We start from the raw sequence: 23514 nt of genomic DNA, 5'->3' as shown, positions 1-23514 counted from the left end.
CCATTGAGACCGAAAAAGAGTGAATTTCACTCCACTCTTTTTCGAACATCACTAAAAAAGAAGTACTTTAGCTAAGAATAAGTGGATTATTAGGTAATAGGTTGTTGGCTTTTGCCTCGGCATACGTGCCATACACCACGATCTCTCCACGTACAATTTTATCCGCCAACGCACGCACTTGTGCAATCACTTCCTCATTCAGGCGACTATTACGCGTAGAAAAGCCAACGCCACCTTCGGCAAGACCGTAGTAAACCGTGCCACCAGTAAATTGGTTGCTATCTACATCGATAAGGGCGTCGCTTACCGCCTTCTCCACAAGCTTGAGCATGCTTGTTAAGACAGCGCTCTCACCCTCGCTATACAGACCATCTTCATATTGATCAGAATCAACCCCCAACGCCCAGACATTCTTACCTAACATGCGTTGCTCTTTTGCCTCGGCGATGACACCGCTACCCGTACCACCCGCAGCGCTCAAAATTGCATAAAAGCCCTTATTAAACCAATCCTTGGCCTTGGTTTTCCCCACTTCCGGAGCACCCCAGCTATCGGCATAAAAATCTTCAATTAGAGCATCGGGCAAGACGCTCAAAATACCTTGAATATAGCCTAACTCAAAGCGAGAGATAACATCACTCTGCATACCGCCGACAAAGCCAAATTTAGGATCCGCAATGCCATCTGCCTGTGCCTGAAGCGCAACCGCAACACCTACCAAAAAGGCACCTTCGTGCTCCTTAAAAAGCACACCACGTAGATTATCGATATCGCCATTGCTACCATCAATAAGGAGATAGTGCTGATCAGGATTAGCCTTAGCAACGCGCTGGATAGGCTCCTCAAAGGTAAAACCCGTACCAATAATTAGGCGTGCACCCTCATCCGTAGCAATGTTGAGATTCTCCCAGATTTTATCTTGAGAGCTTGAATAGAGCTCCTCGTAGCGAACACCGCGCTGACTTGCATTTTCTGGCGTATCGCCAAAGTGTGCCGTAATCCCACGCCAAGTAGCCGCATTAAACGATTTATCATCAATGCCCGATCCCTCGTCCACCAAGATAACATCCTTCATTGCCATGCCACGTCCACCACCAGACGATTGATTATTCCCCGATCCGCCACAGCTAAACAGCGCCAGCGACGCCAAGGAAACGGCCAACAAACGTACATAACCTTTCATGTTTCACTCCTTCTCTCTTGCCTAAAAATAAAAAAACACCTATATTTATCATTATATATCCAATCTTTTCCCTTGTCAAGGCAGAATACGTCAAAAGCGTTTTATCCAAAGTGCTTGATACACTTATGCTTTTTTGTTAATTATTTTACAGATACGCTCTTTTTGTTAGTTGTTTATTTTGAGAATTTCTATTACAATGATACTCATTATGACAAAATGCATAATATCTCACCAAAAGCCCAACGATGCTCTATAAATTTTTTCAAGCTTTTGGTATACTAGTGTTAAATGTGAAAAGAAAATGAAAAAAGAAAGGACAAATGAGAAGAATGAAAACATCTTTACGGTTAAAACTAGGTCTGCTTAGCCTCTTCTGCCTACCTGCCTCGCTCTTCGCGCAGTCTTCTGAGGCTATCTTTCTAGATGAAGCACGTGTTGAAACGCTTATCATCTCCAACAATATCAATGTTAAAGGAATCCAAATTCAGTTCGATCAAGCCAAACGTGCCCGCGATCACATGTGGAACGAATTCCTTCCCCAAATTAGTGCAGGAGTAAGCTCCAACCGCGTCTACGGCTACAATCAGGCGCTCCTTGCTCATAGTAACCCCACCGGTGGCTGGGTTAACCAAGTAACCTTTGGCGCACAGCTCAACCTCACTAGCTGGGTCTGGATGGGCATGCTCAAAACTCAATACGAGTACGAAGCCGGCGAACTTAGCTTTGAACACGCCAAACAACAGATCATCTCCAGTGGTCTCATCACCTTCTACTCCCTCCTGCTTAGCCAAGAGCGCCTCAACCTCCTTGCCGATAGCGTACGCGTTGCCCAAGAGGCCTACCAACAGAGTTCTCGTCTATATAATAATGGCATGGTGCAACAACTAGACCTTCTCAATGCCGAGGTTAGCTACCAAAATCAGCTCAACCAGTACGAGCAAGCCCTTATCGACTACCAAGAGGCTGAGCTAAGCTTCAAACAGATGCTAGGCATCGCCTTCGACCAAGACGTCGTCCTCCTAGGCAGTGTCGACTTAGAGCCAAATAAATTCGACATCGACCGTACGCTAGCGGCCTTTTCGGGGGCGAACCTAGCCATCCAGCAAGCGCTCAAACAACAGCTTGCCAATGAGTGGGGATTGTGGTATAGCCATGCCGCCCAAACCTTTACGCCGTTCGTTCGCTTAGACTACGCCGCCCAATATAACACCTCCCCCCTATCCCATGCCGGTCTGGTAAGCACGAGCCTCATGCCCCGTAACAGCTTCTCCCTCACCTTAGGCTTTAGTATGAATCTCGATGCCATGCTCCCTTGGAGTAAAACCGGACAGAGTCTCTGGAAGCAACGCGAAGGCTTCTATTATCAGGCACTCAAAAACGATGAAGATATTATCACCAACGAGCGCGAGATTATCAATCAAACACAACAGATTAACAATATCGTAGAGCGTCTGCTCATCTTACAAAATGCCGCTAATGTTAGCGAACGCGCCCTAGAGCTGACAACGCAAGGATATAACCTCGGTGTACGAAATCAAATCGAACTTGATCAAGCGCTTATTAGTAGAAACCAAGCACGGCTTAATCTTGCTGTAGCGAAATTTGATTACTTCCGCGCCCTCCAAGAGCTAAGCGTAACCACTGGACAAAACCCATCAACGCTGATGAATTTCGCTCGTGGCACGTCAAATATCCCCAATACATTTTAAGGTAAGAGAAGGAGTTTTAAAATAACATGATGCATAACACCAACGTCAATGAGGTGAAAACCTTTCGCCGATCCAGCAGTCGATCGCCGATGGCTCTCATAATTATTCTTAGTATTATTGTCGTAGCAATTGTGGGCATTGCCCTCTACATGTTAATGAATAAGAATAAATCCAATGAAATTATTATCGAGCGAAAAGTCTACTCCGTAGCTACGCAAGAGATGCAAGCACAAGAAATTGTCGACTACTTCAAGATTAATGGCGATGTCATCGCGACCAATCTTATCAATGTCTTTCCCGATGTCCAAGTTGGTCGCCTGATGTCTTACAGTGTAAAAGTAGGCGACAAAGTGAGTCGAAACCAAGTCATCGGCTATATCGATCCGAGTCAACCCGGTATGACCTATGCGCCTAACCCAATCCGTAGCCCCATCGCCGGTACAATTATTGCCTTACCTCTTGATATCGGCACGCGTGTGGCATCCTCTTCGGTACTCGCGCAGGTGGGAAACCTTAACTCCTTACAGATCGAGGGCTTCATCCCCGAGCGCCTACTAGGACGCACCGCCCTTGGTGCCAATGTTACTATCCATATGCCGGCCTTCCCTGATGTTGTAAGCTATGGCAAAATCAGCGAGATTGCTCCAGCTATCGACGTGAATAGCCGAACTACACTCACCCGTATTCAAGTCAGTGATCTTCCTCCCCAAATGAAATCGGGCATGTTCGTCGAGCTCCTCATTGAGTCTGATCGCTACCAAGATGTCTTGGTGATTGCCCAGCGTGCGGTTATCACCCGTGGTGGTCGCTATTATCTCTTTGTTGTTAGCGACAGCGAAGCAGTAGCAAAACAACGCGGTATCAATGTGGAACAACGCAAGCAAGCCGAAGAAGAGGTTGCTCCTAAAAAAGGATTTTTGGCAAAGTGGAAGGAGTCCAGAGAAGAGAAAAAACGCCAAAATATGGTCGTTACCGTGAAGGACTCTGCCCCTATCTCTGGTTGGGCAACGCTTATCGAGGTGGAGCTTGGTTTTAGCATCGATGGGCAAGTGGTGGTTACCCAAGGCTTAGAGGCCGGTGATATTGTCATTGTCTCTGGACAAAGCGACCTAAGCAATGCCTTACCTGTTAATATTGTGGATGCACTAGAGAATTAAAGAGGATAAATTATTATGAGTATGGTTAAAAGCCTAATTAATAAGCCCGTGAGCGTCGTGGTGCTCGCTTCGCTTACCTTTATTATATCGATCTTTATGATCAACTTGCTTCCTCAAGAGCTGACGCCAGAGTTTGACTTCCCTACCATCTCTGTCATCACCACTTATCCTGGGGCAGGCCCCGAAGAGATTGAGAGTAGCATCACCCAAGTTCTTGAGAGTGTCTTTTTGAGCATCTCTGGAATTACCAAACTTAGTAGCACCAGTAGCGAAGGGCAATCGGTGGTAAGTATCTCCTTTGACTGGAACAAAAATCTCGATGTTGCCACCAATGATATTCGTGATAAGATCGATCTGGCGCGCAATGCACTCCCTGAAGGGGCAAATACCCCGATCATCTTTAGGCTCAACCTCAACACGATGATTCCAGTCATGATCCTCAATTTGTCGGGATTGGATATGAATAGCGATGAGCTTAAGGTGATTGCTGAAGATAAGATCATTCCTTACTTAGAGCAGATTAATGGCGTGGCCTCGGTAAATACGTTTGGTGGGCGCCAGCGCCAAGTACGCGTGGAGGTTACCCAAAACCGCCTTGAGGCCTACAATATTACCATGGGCGATATCTCCCGCTCGATTGCCGCGCAAAATGTGCAAGTGAGCGCCGGAAATATCAACATGGGCGATAGTCGTCTCCTCTTGCGCACCGCAGGAGAATTTGCAAACCTTACGGATATTGAAGATGTGGTCATCACCTATCGGCCAGTTCCCTACTCGCCCACGACCACTACGCAAGGCAGTAGCTGGAGTAGTACCAGCACCAATCTATCGGCGGGGGGAAATTCGCCTCGCATGGTGCCGATTAGGGTGCGGGATGTGGCAGATGTCTTTTGGGGCTTTGCCGATGCCGATAGTCATGCTGAGGTAAACGGTGTGGAGGCGCTTAACCTCAATATTCAGCGCCAATCAGGTAGCAATGCGGTGGACGTCTCCAAAGCACTGCGTCGACAAATTCCTGTACTTAATGCCCAGCTCCCTGATGGTATCGATATCGAGATTATCTATGATACGAGTAAAATTACGTCAAACTCAATTGCGCAGGTAGTCAACTCTGCGTTGTCGGGATTACTGCTGATTATTTTCGTATTGCTCATCTTTTTGCGTAATATTAAAAGTGCGCTCATCGTTAGCATCACCATGCCTCTCTCTATCTTTACGACGCTGATGTTTATGTACTTCTTCGATCTTACATTAAATATCATCAGTCTTACTGGTTTGACGTTGGGTGTTGGTATGGTGGTTGATTCTGCGATTGTTATTATTGAAAATATCTACCGCTATCGCGAAAAAGGGGTTAAATCGACCACTGCTGCCCACCTTGGTACCAGTGAAATGGCCTTAGCCATTACCGCCAGTACCCTCACAACAGTTGCGGTCTTCTTGCCGATGGTGCTCTTCCAAAAAGAACTTCAGTTAGTGGGTGTTTTGCTAGGCGACCTAGCCTTTACCATCGTCATTGCGCTTATCTCCTCGTTGGTCTTCTCGATTACGGTAGTACCAGTATTGGCAGGAAGCTTCTTAGCGATAGACACGCCTAAGCAAAAGCCTCTGAAAGGATTTATGGCGGTGATTGATCGTGGAATGGAGCGCATACTAAGCTGGTTAGACGCTAAGTATGCACGTGGTATTGAGTGGTCGTTAAACCATCGGTGGTCGGTTATTTTTATCTCCTTTGGGACACTGGCGGCATCGATTGTCTTGTTGATGTCTCCCCTTATCGGTACCGAGCAGATGCCTGCCATGGATAGCCAGACCTTTACTATCAACTTTACTCTGCCGGTCGATAGTACCATCGAAGCAACTATTGAGACAGGACAGTCATTTAGTCGTCGCTATCAAGAAGTGATTGCCGAAAAGAATGTAGGGAAAGCAGCTAGTTTTTACATTCTCTCCGCTGGTGGTAGCAATATGGGCTTTGGTGGCTCACTTAATGAGGGTTCACTCGATATCATCTTGGATGACGACTTTAAAAATCGCCCTTTAAGCATCAACCAAATGCAGGATATCGCGCGTGGTATTTTTAGCGAGTACCCTGGAGTTGAGTTTGGCTTTAGTGCCGGAGGTCCTCCAGGATCTGGTGGTGGCTCGGCATTAACCATCAACATTTCGGGTAACGATCAGCGTAAACTAGAGGAAGTTGCTAACACGATTGTAGAAATTTTACGCACAGTGCCCGAGGTCAAAGAGCCTACCAGTAACCTCTCTGCAGGCATTCCCGAGACAATTATTATCCCTAATCGTGATAAAGCTGGAGCCTTTGGTGTACCGATGGCGAGCATTGGTTCGGAGATTCGTAGTAATATCAATGGTTCTACTGTAAGCATTTATCGCGCTGATGGTGAGGAGATTGATCTCTTTTTGGTACTGCGCCCGGAAGATCGTATGTCGATTCGAGACCTTGATCGTATCTATGTTAATAGTCAAGTTACAGGGACACGCATTCCGATTGCCAACCTCGTGGAGATTGAGGAAGGCATTAGTCCGATGAGTATCCGACGCGAAAACCAGACACGTCAAGCCACGGTAAGCGCAAATGCGGGATTACGCCCCGACGGCAAACCCTTTGCACCAAGCATTGTCTCCGAAGCTGCATGGCGTGCCATCAATCGCGACTTTATCCCCGTTGACGGAGTAACCATCAAAGAGGCTGGCGACAACCAAGATTTCATCGATCTCATTCCGATCTTCCTTGCCGTTATCGCTATCTCGATTATCCTTGTTTATGGGATCATGGCATCGCAATTTGAGAGTCTAAAAGATCCGTTCATTATCATCTTGAGTATCGTTACCATGCCCATTGGTCCTATCCTTATCTACGCGATTTCGGGGCAACCCTTCAGTAGCTTTAGCGTTATTGGAATGATCATGCTGATCGGTATCATCGTCAACACCGGTATTATTCTCGTCGACTATATCAACCTGCTACGCAAGAGGGGCACCAACCTCCGTGAAGCAGTTATCGAGACTGGTCGTCTGCGTTTACGCCCCATTCTCATGACCACTCTCACCACGATTTTGGGTATGATTCCCCTAGCCACTGCCACCGGAGATGGTACCTCCATGACGCAACCTATTGGTGTAACAGTAGTAGGAGGAATGATCTCCTCTTCCATTATGACACTATTCCTAGTACCAGTACTCTATTACATGTTCAACCAAAAAGGCGAGCGCAAGAGAGTAGCACAACAGCAACGCGAACATGCGATTCTTTTAGAGCGTCGCCAACAAATGAATAAAGAGGCAAATCATGAGTAAACCCTTCTATCGTATTGAGATCATCATCAATCAGTCGCTACGTGATGAACTTCTGCAGGAGTTTCAAACCATTGAGTGTCAATATTTTACTGAAATCCCCCTCGCCTACGGGCAGGGGCGACAAGAGCCAAAGCAAGGCGATGGTATCTGGCCCGAGACCAATGGAATCTTTATCATTTATGGCGATGAAAAGACATTAAAAGATCTGCGTACCAGTATCGATTTAATTAAAGAGCGCTTCCCGCACGAGGGCATCAAAATGTTTGCCCTCAAAAGTCAAGGCTAACACATTTATTCATCCGCACTTAATCATTGAGATTAGGTGCTTTTTTTAGAAAGATAGCGTCAAAATTAGCGGCTAACTGCGCTTGTAACTCATCTATCGATATCCCACGTATCTGTGCGACAGCAGCATAAATAAGCAGGAGATCCTGCCAAGGCGTTGCTACTACGCCACGGCGCGGTTGATAAGGGGCATCTGTCTCCAAGAAAAGCCATGCAAGAGGGAGATTTTTTGCCAACTGTTGCGCTATCTTACTCCCCCACAGCAATGGCGTACCCACACTAAAATAGGCATGAACTCCACGTTTACGTAACGAAAGCGCCTCTAAGAACGTGCCTGAATAGCCGTGAAAAATGACCGCCGGTAACCGCTTAAGGCTAGATATTTGCGCAAAGATTTCATGCATGGCGCGACGTTGATGCACCACAATCGGGAGGTGATACTGCTGGGCTAATCGTAACTCTTCGACAAAGATGGATCGTTGTAAGGCAAGCGTATGGCGAAATTCTGGCCAAAGATCAAAGCCAATCTCACCGATAGCATGCAATGTTTTCTCTCCTTTTGTCGCTAAACGATCCGACAAATGCTCAAAATAATCCATGCGAACATCCTGCGGGTGCACCCCCGCCGAGCGATAGAGCCAAGGATGATCTAGACCAAAGAGCGTATCCACCTCTTTTGGCGTGTGCGTACTAAAAAGCGTCTTGGCTATAAGCCGATGATCTCTCGTATATGCCGATAGATGCGCATGAATGTCGATCCACATAACTCTATTTTACGCCATTTTTCACCGATAATCAAGACATGTCTCAATATAGTAATCACTCACTCTTTCTCTCGTTTTTTAAGATAGGTCTCTTTACCTTCGGCGGGGGCATGGCGATGATCCCTTGGCTTGAAGAGGAGCTACAGCGCTACGGCATGTCGCGCGAGGAGATTTTACGCATCTTTAGCTTGGCGCAGAGCATGCCTGGCATGATCGCTACCAATGTCTCCACGATTGTCGGGCGCAAACTTAATGGATTTTGGGGAAGTGTTTGGGCTACCTCGGGCGTTATTTTTCCCTCGTTTGTGATTATTTTGGTGATCGCCTTGGGCTTTAGCTCCCTTCTCTATCAAACCTCGATGCAAGGAGCGCTCAAGGCCATCCGTGCAACCGCAGCCATCATGATTCTCTTTAGTGCAAGTTCCTTAATTAAGAAAACCCTTTCAGGCAAAAAGATACCCACTAAGTTACGCGCGATGAGTATTGTCCTTGCGATCATTCTCCTCTCGCTCTTCACGAGACTCAATCCCATCATCTTTATTCTTACGGCCATTCTCACCGCAAGCATCGAGTATCTTATTCGTAAAAAACGAGGCTCCCTATGATATTATATATCAAATTGGCCTGGGAATTTTTTCTCATTGGTGCCATCAGCTTTGGGGGTGGGTTCGCAATGCTTCCTCTCCTAGAGCGCGCGCTTGTTAATAAGTGGATTAGCGAACAGCAATTTTTGGATATCCTCGCCATCAGCCAAGCCACCCCTGGGGCCTTTGCCATCAATCTTGCGACCTACGTGGGGGCGATTGCCTTACCGTACGCCATCTTAGGCTCACTTATCACCACCACCACGCTCTCTCTCCCCGGATTTTTATTAAGCTACTTCGTTGCCTACCCACTCTATCGCGCCAAAGAGAATCCCTTCATCGCCATCTTAATGAAACACCTCGCCCCTGCCACCCTAGGGCTCATTGGTTATGCCGGCGTAAATCTCTTTCTCTCGGAGCTCTTCACCCAAAATCCTACGCACCCCATTCACCTCACCACCGCGCTTGTCATGCTTCTCTCGGCAATCATCCTCAAATTCAAACTCATCAAGAGCGTCTATCTCATCTTTCTCATGGCCTTTTTAGGAGCAATTCTCACTTTTCTTTGAAAAATCTCTTGTAATATTTTTGTCTTTGATCTATAATTTTACTATAAAGTGAGGGAACTCTAATGGCACAGAGCACGGTATTAGTGAAGCTAGCGGATCTCCAAAAGTCCGATCAGGCAAGAATTATTGGGTACGAACATTCAGACGACGTGGCGTTGCATCGTCTGCTAACCTTGGGTCTCACCAAAGATGAAATTGTAACGGTAAAACAGGTCGCCCCCATGGGAGATCCCGTAAAAGTTGGTGTACGCGGATTCAATTTGAGCTTACGCAAAGATGAGGCGCAAGCACTTATTCTTACCAAAATTTAAGGTTAAGGAAGAATTAACATCGCATCGCCGTAAGAAAAGAAGCGGTACTCTTGCGCTATCGCTTCTTGATAACTTTTACGAATAAAATCGTAACCAGCCAATGCACTAACCAAAGCTAAGAGCGTTGATTTTGGCGTGTGAAAATTGGTAAACAAGCCAGTAATACACCTAAATTGATAGCCTGGATAGATAAAGATATTACTCTTTGCATCACCTGCATGAATTGTACCATCAGGACTTCTCTGCATTGCGCTCTCCAACAATCGACAACTTGTCGTACCAATCGCGATAATTGGACGCTTTTCTGCCATTGCTTGGTTAATCTGTCGGGCACTCGCCTCGCTAATATGGTATGGCTCGGTGTGCATCACATGATCCGTTAAGATCTCGCTACGCACTGGGGCAAACGTGCCTAACCCTACGTGTAGTGTTACAAACGCCTGTTCGATACCTCGTGCGCGTAATTTATCTAAAATATCCTGTGTAAAGTGAAGCCCCGCCGTTGGCGCTGCCGCACTGCCCACGCGTTGCGCATAAATGGTTTGATACCGCTCATCATCGGCATCTTGGGCTTGACGTTGCATATAAGGCGGAAGAGGCATTGCCCCGTATCGCTCAATATAACTCTCGGTTAGGTAGCTAAAATAGACGATCTTCGTCCCTTCACTCTCGCCATCACCAACGATTTTTGCCTGCACGCCCTCGGGTAGCTGATAGCTTTTTCCCACCTTTTGACGCTTTGCCTTACTCACCAAAACCAACCAGTGATGCGCATCTTGAGGCTCTAGCAGAAGAAACTCTACGCTCGCTCCATGTTCACTCTGCGCCATCAACCGCGCCTTACGTACCTTTGAGTCGTTAAAAACCAGTAGCGCATGATCAGGGATAAGATCGACGATCTCTTTAAAATTGTGGTGCGCTACCGATTGATTATGGCGATGCAACACCATCAACCGATCCTCCCCTCGCACAAGGCTGGGCTCACTAGCGATAAGATGCGCAGGCAAAATAAAGTCAAAATCACTGGTTTTTATCATTTTTTGTCGTTTCTCTCTTTTCAAAATCTCTTTTTTAGGATACCATAAAAGCGAGGCTTCGCCTAGAGGAGAGAGCATGAGCATTTTTGAAAAAATTTTGCGTAAGGAAATTCCTGCTAATATTATTTATGAAGACGATTATGCCATCGCCTTCCCCGATATTGCCCCACAAGCGCCCATACATATTTTGGTGGTGCCCAAACATCCTGCCAAAAATTTCTCCGATACCGCGCAGTGGTCGCCAGAAGCACGTGCAGGCTATATGCAGTCAATTAATCAGGTTATTGCCCAACTTAACCTTACCGATGGCTATCGTTTAGTCTTTAACACCGGCGAGGATGGCGGGCAAACCGTCGATTACCTTCATCTGCACATTCTCGCTGGCAAAGCCATGAGTTGGCCACCCTTTCCGCTTTAAAATCCAGTCAAGAAATTTTACTATAAGGTCGATAAGAAAGAGTATGCAAAAGTTATTATCTATATCTATCATTCTATTTATTCTCTCCCTCCCCCTCCTCGCGCAGGTAACCCAGAGTCCAGAGCCACCCTCGAGCCTGACCTTGCACATCAAAATCAGCAACATGACCTCAGCCCAAGCGCCAGAAATTTGGAACGATCACTTCATTTTGACTTACTCATCGCGTCAACGTGCACGTATCGTTACGGTTGCCTTTGAACATGAAAATTATCAAATTTTACATAAATTCTTGCGCAACGAGCATAATGTTTTCGTCTACTACGATACCCTGCCCGATGTGTCGGAACTGAAATATCGCATCAATGTTGACGGGGTTTGGCAAACCGATCCCCAAAATTCGCAAAGCATGCAAGATCCACGTGGCGTTAGTCTCTCCATCTTAGAAATTCCGCAAAATCGCGCCAACATTATGCGTGGCCCTATCTATCGTGGCAACGGGATTGTCGACTTTTATCTCTCGGCAAAACCCTCGGCAAGTGTCTTTTTAGTAGGTAATTTTACGCGATGGGATCCCTTCCTCCTCCCGATGAAAGAGATTGAAGAGGGGCTTTACCACTTGCAACTCCAGCTCGCAGAAGGGGAGCACCACTACTATTTCCTTGTCGATGGCGTACGGATGACCGACCCTGGTAACTTTCTTCAACGAGAATTTTTAGGGGAAAATGTCTCTGCTTGGCGCATGCCTGCCTTCTCCGATCCGCGTTCACGACGGTGAATCTCCTTCTTTTAGAAGAACAAGACTTTATCGCGCGTGATGAGATCGAAATTGTCGCGCGTGATACACGTTATCAACATATCAAAAAAATTCTTCGCCTTGCTCCCCCAGATACGCTCAAAGCAGGCGTTTGGCAGAAACATTTGGGTACGCTCCAACTCACCGCTTTTGATCATCACTCCTTACGCGGAATCTATCAGCCACATCATGATATTACACCGTCCCCTAGTCCCATCGATCTCATTCTCGGTGCTACGCGCCCGATTGTCATGAAACGTCTACTTAAAGATATCGCCACGCTTGGTATTCGCTCGCTCACCATTTTCGCAAGTGAAAACGGGGAAAAAAGTTATCTAGCCAGCTCACTTTGGCATGACGAGGCGTACCTTATCCCCATCAAAGAGGGACTATCTCAAGGCGTACTCGTCCACCCGCCCCAAATCAATCTAGCGCGCTCGCTTCATCATGCGTTAAAGATACGCAATGAACTATTTAGCCCAACCTCATACGCGTTCATTCTCGATCCATACAGCCAAGAACATCGACAAATTCCCTCAAAAATCGATATGACAGAGCAATCAATTACTCTTCTCATTGGCGCAGAGCGTGGCTTTACTCCCCAAGAAATAAACATGGCTAAGGAGCATTTTTTTCGCCCCCTAGCCATTAGTCCACGTATTTTACGCACCGAAACCGCCGTTACTGCAAGCATTATTCTCGCGCAACAAGCCTGCTTCTAAGCGGGCGTTTCTTGGCCTTTTCTGGCACTACGCATAAAATTATCGGCTTTATCATACTCTGGGCTTGTCAATAAACTGACACCTATATAACTTATCAGCGATAAGGTTATCCCGATCACCACTTGTAACACGCTCTGTTGCTCCCATGCGCTAGGCAACGGAAGATCAAGGGCTATCAACAAGTTATACAGAGAAAATATTAGACCTAATGTCATGGAGCTTAACGCGCCCTTGGTGTTTCCTCGACGCCAAACGAATCCCCCCAACAACGGCACAAAGACACCCGTGGTAATAATGTCCGAGGCCAACCACGCCACCGCTAAAATCGATTGAATCCTTAGCGCGATGACAATAGCCACTAAGGTTACCAGTAGCGTGGTGATTTTTCCTAACTGTAACTGCTTCTCTTCGTTCTTTACCGGATAGATATCTAGTGTGAAGGTCATCGCCGCAGTGTTAATCACCGAATCCATCGTCGACATAATCGCCGAGATAATCCCCACAAAGGTTAGCGCCGAGAGCACCGGTGGCAGGTAATCTTGTGTAATTGCCAATACCACGCCCCCTTCTGGCAGTGTTTCATATAAAACCAACCCCGCCATACCCGTCAAAACAACTATCAAATAGAGCGGAATAAAGACAAAAAAACTCATCAACGTCATCTTTTTGGCATCACCTACCGTCTTCGTCGCGGAGATGCGTTGCCACACATTCGCCTGAATCATCCACGAAGTCCCAAAGGTAACCAAATAGGCAAAGTGTTTTCTTGCACCCACCCAGAAATCAGTGTAATCTGCCTTTTCTAACTGCATAGCTCGCGCACTGATGCCCTGAAACCCATCGGCGTGGTGCATAGCAACAAAAAAAACCACCAGAGCGGCCAGCGTTAAAAAGATAAATTGAATGATGTCGGTGAGTACCACCCCACGAAATCCGCCAAAAAAAGAGTAAATTAAGACGATTGCCGTACCGGCGATGACTGCCCACTCGTAGCCGATGGATAAAAATTCTCCACCAAACTGACCAATCCCCACCATTTGTGAAGCTGCGGTAATCGTCATAAAGAGTAAGATCATCAGGCTCAACAACTTAGCAACAAGATTATTATAGCGACTAGCCATCATTTTACCTTGTGTCAAATAACCCACGCCACGAATCATCCGGGCAAAGAGGATCATCATTAACGTGGAGACTAAGACGGGGACACCGTAGTACCAAAAGGCACTTAACCCGTCATCATAGGCTAAATCTGCTGTCGATAACGCCGATCCAGCACCCCACCACGAGGCAATAAATGTAAGCGATAACGCCCAAAAGGGCAATGTTCTACCCCCAAAAAAATACTCAAAAACCGATGCTTTCTGCTTATCGCGAAGCACCGCAAAAATTAAAAGCGCAAAGTAGAGAAACAATCCTACCAACGAATATATTTGTATATTATTCAAAATTATCTCCTATGAGGTGTAAAATTTTTTCGCGGGCGTCCATGCGCTCGCTCTTTTTCTTGCCAATATAGACGAATTTGCCAACATCGATGCACTTTTGTCTTACGAAAATCGTAGGGCAAGGTGAAGTCGGTGATCTCTTTGATCTTGAAATTAGGCAACTTTCGATGCTGAAATTGAAGCTCTTGCAAGGGAGAAGAGAAGTAAATTACGCCACTCTTAGCGCGTAAAAGCTTTGCCGACTGCTCGATGAGCCACAAGTAATCGCGTTGAATATTGAGCGTACCCGCCATCGCTCGACTATTGCTAAATGCAGGCGGGTCGCAAATAATCACATCAAAATGATTTGCATATTGCGCCACCGCATCCTTGAGCCACTGCATAATATCGGCTTTAATGAATTTAAATTGATCGCCCAAGAGACCATTCCGCACAAAATTAGCCTTGGCAATTTCCAAATAGCGGGCAGAAAGATCAACATTGATCACTTCGCTTGCGCCACCGGCAGCCATACTCAAACCAAAAGATCCCGTGTAGCTGAATAAATTTAATACACGCAATCCGCGCGCGTACTTCATCAACTCACCACGTAAATTCCGATGGTCCATAAAGATACCAACGTCAAGGTGATCACTTAAATTTAATTGATAAAAGAGACCATACTCCTGCATTTCGATCTCCACACTCGCCTGATCCACCTCACGCGCCACGCCTCCACGCACGCCTTTTCGACGCTCTTTATAGAAGAGACGATCGGCAGAAATACCCAGCGCTTTTTGAATCACCAGCAAGTAGGCATCCGCAACCCACGCATCATCTTCTTCGAGATAAGCAACAACTACCGCATATTTATCGTTGTAAAAATCAATCGTAAGAGGAATGTTATTCTCGCGATCAAAAAGACGATAGCCCGTGGTCTCCTCGGCAACCGCCCACTCGCGTCGATGCGCCAGACGCTTCTTTAAGCTCCGCATAAAACTCTTCAAATAATACTCTTCCTGACTCATTTCGGGAGCTTGTTTGTCCATCCTACACATCCTTTCTAGGTAAAAATATTCCTTGCCCTAACCCTAAAGTAGAACATATCGCTCTGATTCTCTCCGCTAAAAGAGAGATCAAAGAGATCCTAACAATAAAGATAAAAAACAATAAATTTAAGATAAAAAACCTTTATCTCGCAAAATATCGATAGCCACTTGCTCTTCGCTCCAAGGCATTTTTCCCTGTGGCCCAATAATCGAACCCTCATGTCCCTTGCCTAATAAAAGCAACGTATCACCATGCGAGCAGAGGCTCACTGCGTGCTCAATAGCCTTCTTACGATCGGGAATCAAGAAGAGCGATTTATTCATCTGCTTTTGCTCCACACCGCTAGCAATATCTTGCAGGATAACGAATTCATCCTCTAAACGCGGATCTTCATTGGTTAAAATAATCACATCACTATGGAGGTCAGCCAGTCTACCTTGAATTGGGCGCTTCTCTAAATTACGCTCGCCTCCCGATCCAAAGAGTACCACCACTTTCCCCTTCGTTGTCTCTTTCATGTGGGGTAATAAACGCTCGAACGCCCCCGGTGTGTGGGCGTAATCGATAATCACTTTAAAGGGTGCATGCTGAACCAACACCATACGACCAGCGGGCGCTTTCAACACCGATAAATGCTCGGCAACCGTCATCGCGCTCACGTTAAAGAGTTTTGCCACACAGAGCACCGCGGCCAATGCATTTTCAATGTTAAAGCGACCCACCATCGGTAAATGCACTTGCTTACTCTCACTGGGACTCTTTAGTAAAAAGTGGAAACCATCCTCGCTGGACGCAATCTCCTCTGCCCAAAGGTCACTATTCGCCGATCCATATAGATAGGTTTTTGCTGGAGCGCTCGCCTCCACATAGAGATTGACATGTTCACTCAACCCGTTAATCACGGCAAAGCCATCCACCTGTGCCACTTTACGGAAGAGATTAGCCTTATCATCACGATAACGTTCCACCGTTTGGTGAAATTCCAAATGCTCAATCGTAACATTCGTAAAGACACCCGCAGCAAAGTGAATCTGCGCCAGACGCCCCGTAGCCTGCGACAATCCGTGACTAGTTGCCTCCAATACCGCATATTGGATACCCGCATCTAACATATGAGCAAGAGCCTCCTCAATTTGCGGAGCCTCGGGGGTGCTTTGACGAAGATTATTCGCCTCGATGGTGCTTCCCGTCTTAATATTGACTGTGGAAATCAATCCACAACGCTCGCCCATGGCTTCTATGAGCTGCATAATCAGTTGCGATGTCGTGCTCTTGCCGTCCGTTCCGGTAACCCCGACGATCTTCATGTTGCGACTTGGTGCACCGTAGTAAATAGAAGCTAGGTCAGCCATCGCTAGGCGTGTATTGTCGCAAAGCATATAGATCAAATCATCATTGTCCTCAATAAAAGAGGCGTTACTAACCAAAAAGTGGCGCACGCCCTTTTGTTTCGCTTGCTCAATAAAACGATGCCCATCAGTATGAATACCCACCAGCGCGCAAAAGAGCGCTCCCGTGCATGACTCATTGCTATCAAAAATAATCTTTTGAATACCCCAATCCAACAATTGAGACTGTGTAATCGTATTAAGTTCAGTGATAATCATCTAGTTTTACCCTCATATTCTGCTAAAAGTGTAATTCATTACCGATAAAGAGTTCAAAGAGTGATCCACGCATTTCCCAGCCAAACCAGCGGTTAATGTTAAGACCAAAACTGATACGCGTCGTAAGATTACGGGAGGAAAGTGGCACTAAACGCACTTCTACACCCATGCCAGCAAAAGGCTCCTGCCAGCCCTCGTTGCCCACCAGAGAGCTATGCATCATCCCACCGTCAAAAAAGAGTACGCCGTGGACATTGAAGATCTTAGCTAGACGCCACATCCATACATTAGACTCAAATTCGAAATTCCAATAAAAGAGCCCATTTCCGCGCATGGCTTCATTGCGAATACCACGCACTTTCTCTGCCCAATTATCACGCACAAAATAATCGGCTTTTTCTCGCTGCCAAGGTTGATACTCAATCCCGATACGCGCATTAAGCGCCACCCGATCTAAAAATGGGACATAGACACGTGCTTCGGTACCAAAAGTCGGTTGATATCCGCTCTTGTTCGCAGGAGCATCCTTCCACATCAGCCCATATTGATTCATTCTAAAAACATTAAAGTTATTATTATTATATAAGGAGAGCATATAGCCACGCTTAAAGTTACTGGCTAAAAGTTCCACCTCGCCATAACTAAAAGAATGGTTTGTGAAAAAATCAAGACCACGACGATACTCTTCTACCTCACGCACAAAAGTGTAATTGATACTTGTTCCTGCAGAAATATTGTAACGAAGCCAAGCATTCTTGATCCAAGGTGCAGCCATAATGTTCACCCAACCGCCCACCCGCGCATTACTGTTAAAGTAATGGGTGTCATATACGCGCGACACATCAGCCGGTTGTTCCAAGGCGATCTGCCCCAAAATACTCACCGACTGCCCCACGTTGAAATCCAAGTAAGCCACAGGACGCTGAATACTACCAAAAATCCAAAAGCTACCAAAGCTTAGCCCACCACGAAATAGCGTATAACCTCGATCTAAAGGATGCTGATAACCACCTCCCATCGAAACCGATAGACGATAATAGTGATCCTGAATATTAAAAAGGGAGCTAAAATCTATCGAATTATCCACATAATGTTGTCCATAATCATTTTTACGATAAGAAGTACTCAAAAACAATGGCTCCATTGTACCCATAAAATTATAATGCCTCGCGCGTAAACCAATGCTCGTACCCGCATCCGAGGTTATCTTAAAAGAGGGAAAACCCGTAACGTTAACTCCCTCTTCCACAAAAATCGTTAAATAAACAGGAATTTCTCCATCAAGCTCCTCCCCTAAGGTATAGCTCACCTTAGCGTTGCCCATAAAGATACGAAATTGGTTCAGTTCATTCTGCCAAAAGCGCGAAGCCTCATCCAAATCCTCAAGGGAAGTGAAAGTCATCCCCTCGCGTACCCGAATGCGTTGCATCAATTGCCCCTTCTGCGTCTTACCGCTCAAAAACCAACCACGGCTCTGCAATTGGTAGTCCACATCTACTAGACGATAAATTTGCTCCTGCGCTCCCACCTGTCGAACAAGCAACAACCACATCAGCAACACACCAATACTAAATATGTGAAGATTTATCTTAATCATGTACATCCCTAATCACACTGCCTTACAGTATTCACTAACCAGCAGAGTGTAACATCATCCATCTATTTTTTCTAAGATACCCTGTTTCGCCCCATCTTGTCAATCCTCAGCGTACCCTATACCCACGCACGATTTGACTTTGTTCGCCTTTTATGCTATACTTTATTACATTATGAAGCAAAAAGAGTCTACCCAGATGACGCAGACCCAAACCACAACCCCAAAGCCAAGCAGACCAAGCTCATTAAACCTTGCGCAAAAAACCCCATCCCCCAGCAAACATGAGACATTATTGCAAAGCTTTGAAGAAGTTAATGCCCTTCTATCTGATGTAGAACGAGAGCTTAAAACAGCTAAGGAGTAATTCATAATTTTTTAAAGGAGAAATGTTTATGATTCAAAATGGAGGCTATTCTGCCTACAAAAACACCAAAGTCATGACCGCAAGCCAAGCAAAACTCATCGTGATGCTCTATGCAGAGGTGATCCGCCAAATCAATATCGCCTTAGAGTTGATGAAAAAAGAGGATATTGTAACCCAATATGCAGCCATCAATAATGCCCTAAACAAAGCCTTAGACATTGTAGGCGAACTCACCGCAAGTCTCGACTTCGAAAAAGGTGGCGATATTGCTCGTAATCTTTTTAGTGTTTACTCCTACTTTACGCGCGAAATCAACGAGGCTAACCTTACCAAAAAACCTCAACAACTCCCAGAAGTCTTATCCCTACTCATGAGTCTCTCCGAGGCATGGAAGGCCATCGATGCGAATAAGCCAGATCCCAGTCGTTCTCTTAATATCGCTGGATAGTATTGCCTATGTCTGATGTGCTATACAAACACTTAAAGCATTATTTACTTACTGCTCAAAGAGAACAGCATATCTTAGCCAAGCTAGATCTTTTGCCGCACTTTAATGAAGCCTCCTTAAATACCTTTACCCATCAAGCAGCTTCATTAAACCAATTGATCACGCAATATCAAGGATGGATTGCCCTCTTAATAGATAAGTATGGACTCACGGAGGAGTCCAATCAACTTATCCATCAAATTGAAACCACTTTTCAGCAAAATTTGCGATTATTGCAATCCCTTCAAACCAAAATTACTCTCTATAAAGCAGAACTAGAGTCGCTCATCGCTAGTGCAAAGCCGACAACACGAACGCAACCCACATATCGCTTCAACACCCCCAATCATTACTTAGATCTGCACTTGTAGCTCAAAAAAAATCCTTTTAATACAGAGACAAAAATGAAAAAATTACTATTTTTACCCCTTTTTGCCCTTTTTATTGCCTGTCAGCAGAGTAATAATACCCAGCTATTGCAACAGATTATCGAAGCTCCCTACGGTAGCAACCAAGACTCAATCAAGAAGGTGTTTCCTGAAAAATTCTATTCATCAAGCCAACTTTCGCAAGAAACAATTCTTCAAAGTATTGCCAGTGTTGATTTTCTTAAGAGTGCACTCGATAACTTTGCCCATCGTACGCAAATCAAAACATTTCAGACAATCTTCTATAAAGAGACTTATCCACTCATCGTTTTTTTCGATCAAGATCAGCTCTATGCCCAGCTCATTCCCTTTACCCCAATGAGTGCAGAAAATTTTCGGCGTCTCTTTGATGAAGCAAGCGCGCATTTAGGCGCACCCAATGAAGAAGAGCGACAGAGTCATCAAGAAATTGTGATTTGGAATATTCCGCAACAAAATGCTTTTTTACAAATTGCATACAATCATCAAAGTCAAGAAGGCTTTCTCCTTCTGCTTAATTATGAAATTCGTATGCAAAATGATTTGCGCCTGTTTAAAGAGCTAAATATTAATCCTAATTTTTTAGCTAATATAGAGCTGGGACAAGATTATGCCACAGTAATAAAAGAGCATCCTCATTTTTATGCGGCTGCACATAATCGAGAAACTTTAGTTTATCTAGCGAAACTAAATAACCCATATAGCCCCATTTTTTATACCTACTTCTTTGAAAACGACCAACTATCCTCCATCTTCTTTCAAAATATCGAGGAACAAGAAGAGTATATCATAGAAATCTTTAATAAACTTTTGCAACAATCACCAGAGATCACTACTCAAAAAATCAGCGACTATCATACGATTGTCAGCTACAGTTGGAAAAGAGAAAACAACACCGGAGCACTCATTGTTATTCATTACTACGAAGGAGAAAATCAACAACAACGCCAATCACAAGCCGTTATTACAGAAAATTTTAACGCATTACGCGATCAACTACTGTAGAAGGAAATCCCTTCTACAGTAAAAGCATCAACTCCGGAGAAAATTGGCTCTCCCGTCCTAATTCATCGTAAGTAACGAGAACAATATAATACATTCTTCCGCGTTCTAAACCGTACAACAAGAGACTATTCTCTTGTTGTGCATCAAGAGGCGAGGCACCTTGCGCACTCACACCCAAATACTCCCCAGACTCTGTACCAAAATAAAGACGATAACCTGCAACGTTGCCTGCGATCACCGGTTGCCAAAGAATACGAACATCATTGCCCTCCCGTTGCATGCGTAACATACCAGGACGTGGCGGTAGAGGAACCATATAATAATGAAGCGTAATATCGCTCAATATAGGCGTACTTCGACGACTCTTACCAGCAAAAAATTCTACACGTAATTGTAAATAGCGATAATTCCCCTCATTCAAATAAGCAAGGTAGGTAGTAGCGTCTAACTCATGCCAACCAAAATCATCTGGCAAAGATTTTAATAAAAGCGCACTCTTATCGCCACGCAACCATACACGTATCGATGAATGATCCTCGCCAGCATGCTCTGCCACAATATCCTCAAAAATTTTACCCTCGACAAAAAGGGGCTCTGATATAAAATAACCTCGTTGATTAAAGCTATCCAAACTAACCCTATCCATAAAATTCCTAGAAATAAAAAGACCATCAAGATAACCAAAAAACTGTCCTAAGATGAGCGACTTATCTTGCGTAGGTTGAAAAATCGCAGGAAATGTGGGAAAATTCGCGTTATTGTGCCTATTCGTATAGTAACTATCCACAGGAATATTATTATTAAGCAACTGAATATATCCTCGCTTGGTATCGAAACTAACGGCATGATGAGACCAAGTATTTTTAAAAATAGGCTCACCTTTAAGCTCAATAAGCAAAGGCGTTCCATCCTCTTCAAAAAAGATATTTTCAAAACGCCAAACCAAATGCTCCATCGCGAAAAAGGCAGTTACATTCTGTTGCAAATACTCTCCCTTGTAAACGACAGAAGATTGATAACTAAAGAGAATCTCGCCATCCCCCAAACGTAGAGGATTTAACCAAAATCCAATAGTGAAATTCTGTTCAGAGAGAGAAAAAATCGATCCATCTTCTGGTAAAAGCGTCACCGCATCGGTTACCCGAAAAGCAGATGAATTACCTCCAACCCGAGATTGTGCATCAGAAAGGCTAAACGTTGAGCCTATCAGACGATAAGGATAATCTCTAAACTCGCCACTATCTTCAAAGTTAAGCAAGAGATCAAGATTTTCTATCATACTGTACGCACGTAAACGCATTACCGCCTGATTGCTCTTATTGCGTAGCGACTTAACAGCGTGAAAAGTCCCTTTTCGCCAATCATCAGACTCTTGGCGTAAACTCATTGAATCAGCGGCCAATGACCACAGCGCTCCAAGCCATATTAATGATATCAATAAAATTCTCTTCATACCTAACCATCGACCTCATCTATTCTAAAGTTTAAGAAAAAACAACCCAGAGACTACTCCGCACCCGATATTTTTAGTTTCAACTCCTGTAGTTCTTGCTGACTAAGCACATGCTTCACCGATAAATAACCTCCAATGCGAATGGTATCTTCCCCATCAGCAATATCCCCACCACGGTTGACAAGAATGCGTGCAGTCGGATGACGCGGATCGGTAGGATCGACATCCATAATGATGCCAATAGATCCGTCTGAAAGCTTGACGCCCGAGCCAAGAGGGAAAATAGAGAGCTCTTGCACCAGTATTTTAAGGATAGTTGGATCATACTTACTATTTAAGCTGTTAAGTAGATCGACTAAACTAGAGTGTCCGCTCTTGACTTTCTTAAAGTTACGCTCAAAAATTTGCGCATGATAGCTACAGGTTACGCCAATAATCTTAGCAAACAGAGATATTTCATCGGCGGTTAATCCATCATTATATCCCGTACCATCATTACGTTCGTGGTGCTGTAAGACCCCCAGCATAATCTCCCGCTCCAATCCTAATGGCTTTAAAATATTGTATCCTAAAATAGTATGCTTGGCTAAAACATTCTTCTCTTGTTCATTTAATACTTTATTCTCATCAAGAAGCTCCGGAGGCATGTGCAAAAGACCAATCTCGTGCAAGAAGGAGCTGGTACCCAAATACATTAAACGATGGGGAACAAGTTTCAATGTTTTCCCGATAACAAGACTTAAGATTGTCGTCTCTACCGCATGGGCGATAAAGTAATCGTCGCGAATAATATCAAAGTCATTAAAACGTAGCGCAAATCGACGATCATGGCTGATAAGATCGATCATATCGCGAATAATAACCCCTAATTCAGTCAGATCAATCACGCGTCTCTTTTTATAGCGTGTGTAAAAATCAACCGTGGCCTGATAAATGTGCGCATATACCGAGCCTGCGCGTAATAATCCCTCATCGTCATCACTTTCGCGATCATCTTTGGAGATTTCACGAAAGAGCGAACTAGAGGGAGTTCCCACGAAAACGCGATCAATGCGCCACTTGTTAAACAGCAGTTGTACGTCAGGAATGAGTGGGCTATTGATGCCACAGACAATATGTCCGTAATCGGCATCTAACCACACCCCTTTCCCCTCTAAGGCTTTATCGTTAAGCTCTTGGGTTGCCATAGGGCTTAAATCACTGGTTTTCCACAGCTCTTTACGCTGCATGATTGTTGTTATCTCTTCCATTTTAGATACTCCTTGCTGTGCAA

The 23514-nt window shown here is 45.0% G+C and carries 23 protein-coding genes; 14 read left to right on the top strand and 9 right to left on the bottom strand.

What is annotated here, in order from left to right; all coding sequences use genetic code 11:
• Nucleotides 1-67: 67 nt before the first annotated feature.
• Nucleotides 68-1183 (bottom strand): BMP family lipoprotein, encoded by a 1116-nt coding sequence (locus PVA46_RS03055; RefSeq protein ID WP_167695290.1) that lies wholly within the window; start codon nt 1181-1183, stop codon nt 68-70.
• A 329-nt stretch (nt 1184-1512) separates the two neighbouring features.
• Here PVA46_RS03055 and PVA46_RS03050 point away from each other — a divergent pair, with 329 nt between their 5' ends.
• Genes PVA46_RS03050 through PVA46_RS03035 form a run of 4 tightly spaced genes read left to right on the top strand, consistent with a single transcriptional unit; the run spans nt 1513 to nt 7650 of the window.
• Entirely contained in the window at nt 1513-2892 is a 1380-nt protein-coding gene (locus PVA46_RS03050; RefSeq protein ID WP_167695289.1) for a TolC family protein, read from the top strand.
• 26 nt (nt 2893-2918) lie between these two features.
• A complete protein-coding gene (locus PVA46_RS03045; RefSeq protein ID WP_167695288.1) occupies nt 2919-4049 on the top strand; it encodes an efflux RND transporter periplasmic adaptor subunit in 1131 nt (376 codons plus the stop codon).
• 15 nt (nt 4050-4064) lie between these two features.
• Nucleotides 4065-7364 carry an efflux RND transporter permease subunit gene (locus tag PVA46_RS03040; protein WP_167695287.1) on the top strand — a complete coding sequence of 1100 codons (3300 nt, stop codon included), beginning with the start codon at nt 4065-4067 and terminating at the stop codon, nt 7362-7364.
• The gene (locus PVA46_RS03035; protein ID WP_167695286.1) at nt 7357-7650 is read left to right on the top strand and encodes a PG0541 family transporter-associated protein; all 294 of its coding nucleotides are present in this window, start codon (nt 7357-7359) and stop codon (nt 7648-7650) included. Before PVA46_RS03040 ends, PVA46_RS03035 begins: the two co-directional genes overlap by 8 nt.
• A 19-nt stretch (nt 7651-7669) precedes the next feature.
• Here PVA46_RS03035 and PVA46_RS03030 read toward each other — a convergent pair whose 3' ends face one another.
• Nucleotides 7670-8413 (bottom strand): TatD family hydrolase, encoded by a 744-nt coding sequence (locus PVA46_RS03030; protein ID WP_167695285.1) that lies wholly within the window; start codon nt 8411-8413, stop codon nt 7670-7672.
• Between the two features lie 38 nt (nt 8414-8451).
• On the opposite strand from PVA46_RS03030, the gene PVA46_RS03025 reads away from it, so the two are divergent.
• The 3 genes from PVA46_RS03025 to PVA46_RS03015 all read left to right on the top strand — a co-directional run bounded on the left by PVA46_RS03025 (nt 8452) and on the right by PVA46_RS03015 (nt 9877).
• Nucleotides 8452-9018 (top strand): chromate transporter, encoded by a 567-nt coding sequence (locus PVA46_RS03025; protein ID WP_167695284.1) that lies wholly within the window; start codon nt 8452-8454, stop codon nt 9016-9018.
• Entirely contained in the window at nt 9015-9566 is a 552-nt protein-coding gene (locus PVA46_RS03020) for a chromate transporter (protein ID WP_167695283.1), read from the top strand. The genes PVA46_RS03025 and PVA46_RS03020 overlap by 4 nt, the downstream gene beginning before the upstream one ends.
• A 62-nt stretch (nt 9567-9628) precedes the next feature.
• Nucleotides 9629-9877 carry a FeoA family protein gene (locus PVA46_RS03015; protein WP_167695282.1) on the top strand — a complete coding sequence of 83 codons (249 nt, stop codon included), beginning with the start codon at nt 9629-9631 and terminating at the stop codon, nt 9875-9877.
• Between the two features lie 2 nt (nt 9878-9879).
• On the opposite strand, the gene queA is transcribed toward PVA46_RS03015, so the two are convergent.
• A complete protein-coding gene (gene queA, locus PVA46_RS03010; protein WP_212603841.1) occupies nt 9880-10914 on the bottom strand; it encodes a tRNA preQ1(34) S-adenosylmethionine ribosyltransferase-isomerase QueA in 1035 nt (344 codons plus the stop codon).
• A gap of 76 nt (nt 10915-10990) precedes the next feature.
• Here queA and PVA46_RS03005 point away from each other — a divergent pair, with 76 nt between their 5' ends.
• Genes PVA46_RS03005 through PVA46_RS02995 form a run of 3 tightly spaced genes read left to right on the top strand, consistent with a single transcriptional unit; the run spans nt 10991 to nt 12847 of the window.
• Entirely contained in the window at nt 10991-11332 is a 342-nt protein-coding gene (locus PVA46_RS03005) for a histidine triad nucleotide-binding protein (protein WP_167695281.1), read from the top strand.
• A gap of 43 nt (nt 11333-11375) precedes the next feature.
• Nucleotides 11376-12107, top strand: a complete 732-nt coding sequence (locus PVA46_RS03000; protein WP_167695280.1) for an early set domain-containing protein — start codon at nt 11376-11378, stop codon at nt 12105-12107.
• A complete protein-coding gene (locus tag PVA46_RS02995; protein ID WP_167695279.1) occupies nt 12065-12847 on the top strand; it encodes an RsmE family RNA methyltransferase in 783 nt (260 codons plus the stop codon). The genes PVA46_RS03000 and PVA46_RS02995 overlap by 43 nt, the downstream gene beginning before the upstream one ends.
• On the opposite strand, the gene PVA46_RS02990 is transcribed toward PVA46_RS02995, so the two are convergent.
• The 4 genes from PVA46_RS02990 to PVA46_RS02975 all read right to left on the bottom strand — a co-directional run bounded on the left by PVA46_RS02990 (nt 12844) and on the right by PVA46_RS02975 (nt 18525).
• Nucleotides 12844-14292: a sodium:solute symporter family protein gene (locus tag PVA46_RS02990; RefSeq protein ID WP_167695278.1), complete on the bottom strand. Its 1449-nt coding sequence runs from the start codon at nt 14290-14292 to the stop codon at nt 12844-12846. The two genes, PVA46_RS02995 and PVA46_RS02990, sit on opposite strands and share 4 nt — an antisense overlap.
• A 2-nt stretch (nt 14293-14294) precedes the next feature.
• Nucleotides 14295-15320 (bottom strand): class I SAM-dependent methyltransferase, encoded by a 1026-nt coding sequence (locus PVA46_RS02985; protein ID WP_167695277.1) that lies wholly within the window; start codon nt 15318-15320, stop codon nt 14295-14297.
• Between the two features lie 126 nt (nt 15321-15446).
• Nucleotides 15447-16928 carry a UDP-N-acetylmuramoyl-L-alanyl-D-glutamate--2,6-diaminopimelate ligase gene (locus tag PVA46_RS02980; protein ID WP_167695276.1) on the bottom strand — a complete coding sequence of 494 codons (1482 nt, stop codon included), beginning with the start codon at nt 16926-16928 and terminating at the stop codon, nt 15447-15449.
• A gap of 22 nt (nt 16929-16950) precedes the next feature.
• On the bottom strand, nt 16951-18525 hold the full coding sequence (locus PVA46_RS02975) for a BamA/TamA family outer membrane protein (protein WP_167695275.1): 1575 nt from the start codon (nt 18523-18525) through the stop codon (nt 16951-16953).
• Nucleotides 18526-18697: 172 nt separating this feature from the next.
• On the opposite strand from PVA46_RS02975, the gene PVA46_RS02970 reads away from it, so the two are divergent.
• Genes PVA46_RS02970 through PVA46_RS02955 form a run of 4 tightly spaced genes read left to right on the top strand, consistent with a single transcriptional unit; the run spans nt 18698 to nt 20788 of the window.
• Nucleotides 18698-18889, top strand: a complete 192-nt coding sequence (locus PVA46_RS02970; protein ID WP_274360321.1) for a hypothetical protein — start codon at nt 18698-18700, stop codon at nt 18887-18889.
• Between the two features lie 28 nt (nt 18890-18917).
• Nucleotides 18918-19337 (top strand): flagellar export chaperone FliS, encoded by a 420-nt coding sequence (gene fliS / locus PVA46_RS02965; protein WP_167695273.1) that lies wholly within the window; start codon nt 18918-18920, stop codon nt 19335-19337.
• An 8-nt stretch (nt 19338-19345) separates the two neighbouring features.
• Nucleotides 19346-19747 (top strand): hypothetical protein, encoded by a 402-nt coding sequence (locus PVA46_RS02960; protein ID WP_167695272.1) that lies wholly within the window; start codon nt 19346-19348, stop codon nt 19745-19747.
• A gap of 33 nt (nt 19748-19780) precedes the next feature.
• Entirely contained in the window at nt 19781-20788 is a 1008-nt protein-coding gene (locus tag PVA46_RS02955) for a hypothetical protein (protein WP_167695271.1), read from the top strand.
• A 13-nt stretch (nt 20789-20801) separates the two neighbouring features.
• Here the strand turns inward: PVA46_RS02955 and PVA46_RS02950 are convergent, their stop codons facing one another.
• Nucleotides 20802-22241 (bottom strand): fibronectin type III domain-containing protein, encoded by a 1440-nt coding sequence (locus tag PVA46_RS02950; RefSeq protein WP_167695270.1) that lies wholly within the window; start codon nt 22239-22241, stop codon nt 20802-20804.
• Nucleotides 22242-22294: 53 nt separating this feature from the next.
• Nucleotides 22295-23491, bottom strand: a complete 1197-nt coding sequence (locus PVA46_RS02945; RefSeq protein ID WP_167695269.1) for an HD-GYP domain-containing protein — start codon at nt 23489-23491, stop codon at nt 22295-22297.
• Nucleotides 23492-23514 lie beyond the last annotated feature (23 nt).

Source organism: Entomospira culicis (assembly GCF_028748145.1).
Taxonomy (GTDB): Bacteria; Spirochaetota; Spirochaetia; order WRBN01; family WRBN01; genus Entomospira; species Entomospira culicis.
This window is presented reverse-complemented; position numbering and strand designations above follow the sequence as displayed.

Bases quoted from the DNA above. Each gene is read 5' to 3' on its own strand.
- PVA46_RS03055 (WP_167695290.1), bottom strand. From the start codon at position 1,183: ATGAAAGGTTATGTACGTTTGTTGGCCGTTTCCTTGGCGTCGCTGGCG.
- PVA46_RS03050 (WP_167695289.1), top strand. From the start codon at position 1,513: ATGAAAACATCTTTACGGTTAAAACTAGGTCTGCTTAGCCTCTTCTGC.
- PVA46_RS03045 (WP_167695288.1), top strand. From the start codon at position 2,919: ATGATGCATAACACCAACGTCAATGAGGTGAAAACCTTTCGCCGATCC.
- PVA46_RS03040 (WP_167695287.1), top strand. From the start codon at position 4,065: ATGAGTATGGTTAAAAGCCTAATTAATAAGCCCGTGAGCGTCGTGGTG.
- PVA46_RS03035 (WP_167695286.1), top strand. From the start codon at position 7,357: ATGAGTAAACCCTTCTATCGTATTGAGATCATCATCAATCAGTCGCTA.
- PVA46_RS03030 (WP_167695285.1), bottom strand. From the start codon at position 8,413: ATGTGGATCGACATTCATGCGCATCTATCGGCATATACGAGAGATCAT.
- PVA46_RS03025 (WP_167695284.1), top strand. From the start codon at position 8,452: ATGTCTCAATATAGTAATCACTCACTCTTTCTCTCGTTTTTTAAGATA.
- PVA46_RS03020 (WP_167695283.1), top strand. From the start codon at position 9,015: ATGATATTATATATCAAATTGGCCTGGGAATTTTTTCTCATTGGTGCC.
- PVA46_RS03015 (WP_167695282.1), top strand. From the start codon at position 9,629: ATGGCACAGAGCACGGTATTAGTGAAGCTAGCGGATCTCCAAAAGTCC.
- queA (WP_212603841.1), bottom strand. From the start codon at position 10,914: ATGATAAAAACCAGTGATTTTGACTTTATTTTGCCTGCGCATCTTATC.
- PVA46_RS03005 (WP_167695281.1), top strand. From the start codon at position 10,991: ATGAGCATTTTTGAAAAAATTTTGCGTAAGGAAATTCCTGCTAATATT.
- PVA46_RS03000 (WP_167695280.1), top strand. From the start codon at position 11,376: ATGCAAAAGTTATTATCTATATCTATCATTCTATTTATTCTCTCCCTC.
- PVA46_RS02985 (WP_167695277.1), bottom strand. From the start codon at position 15,320: ATGGACAAACAAGCTCCCGAAATGAGTCAGGAAGAGTATTATTTGAAG.
- PVA46_RS02980 (WP_167695276.1), bottom strand. From the start codon at position 16,928: ATGATTATCACTGAACTTAATACGATTACACAGTCTCAATTGTTGGAT.
- PVA46_RS02975 (WP_167695275.1), bottom strand. From the start codon at position 18,525: ATGATTAAGATAAATCTTCACATATTTAGTATTGGTGTGTTGCTGATG.
- PVA46_RS02970 (WP_274360321.1), top strand. From the start codon at position 18,698: ATGAAGCAAAAAGAGTCTACCCAGATGACGCAGACCCAAACCACAACC.
- fliS (WP_167695273.1), top strand. From the start codon at position 18,918: ATGATTCAAAATGGAGGCTATTCTGCCTACAAAAACACCAAAGTCATG.
- PVA46_RS02960 (WP_167695272.1), top strand. From the start codon at position 19,346: ATGTCTGATGTGCTATACAAACACTTAAAGCATTATTTACTTACTGCT.
- PVA46_RS02955 (WP_167695271.1), top strand. From the start codon at position 19,781: ATGAAAAAATTACTATTTTTACCCCTTTTTGCCCTTTTTATTGCCTGT.
- PVA46_RS02950 (WP_167695270.1), bottom strand. From the start codon at position 22,241: ATGAAGAGAATTTTATTGATATCATTAATATGGCTTGGAGCGCTGTGG.
- PVA46_RS02945 (WP_167695269.1), bottom strand. From the start codon at position 23,491: ATGGAAGAGATAACAACAATCATGCAGCGTAAAGAGCTGTGGAAAACC.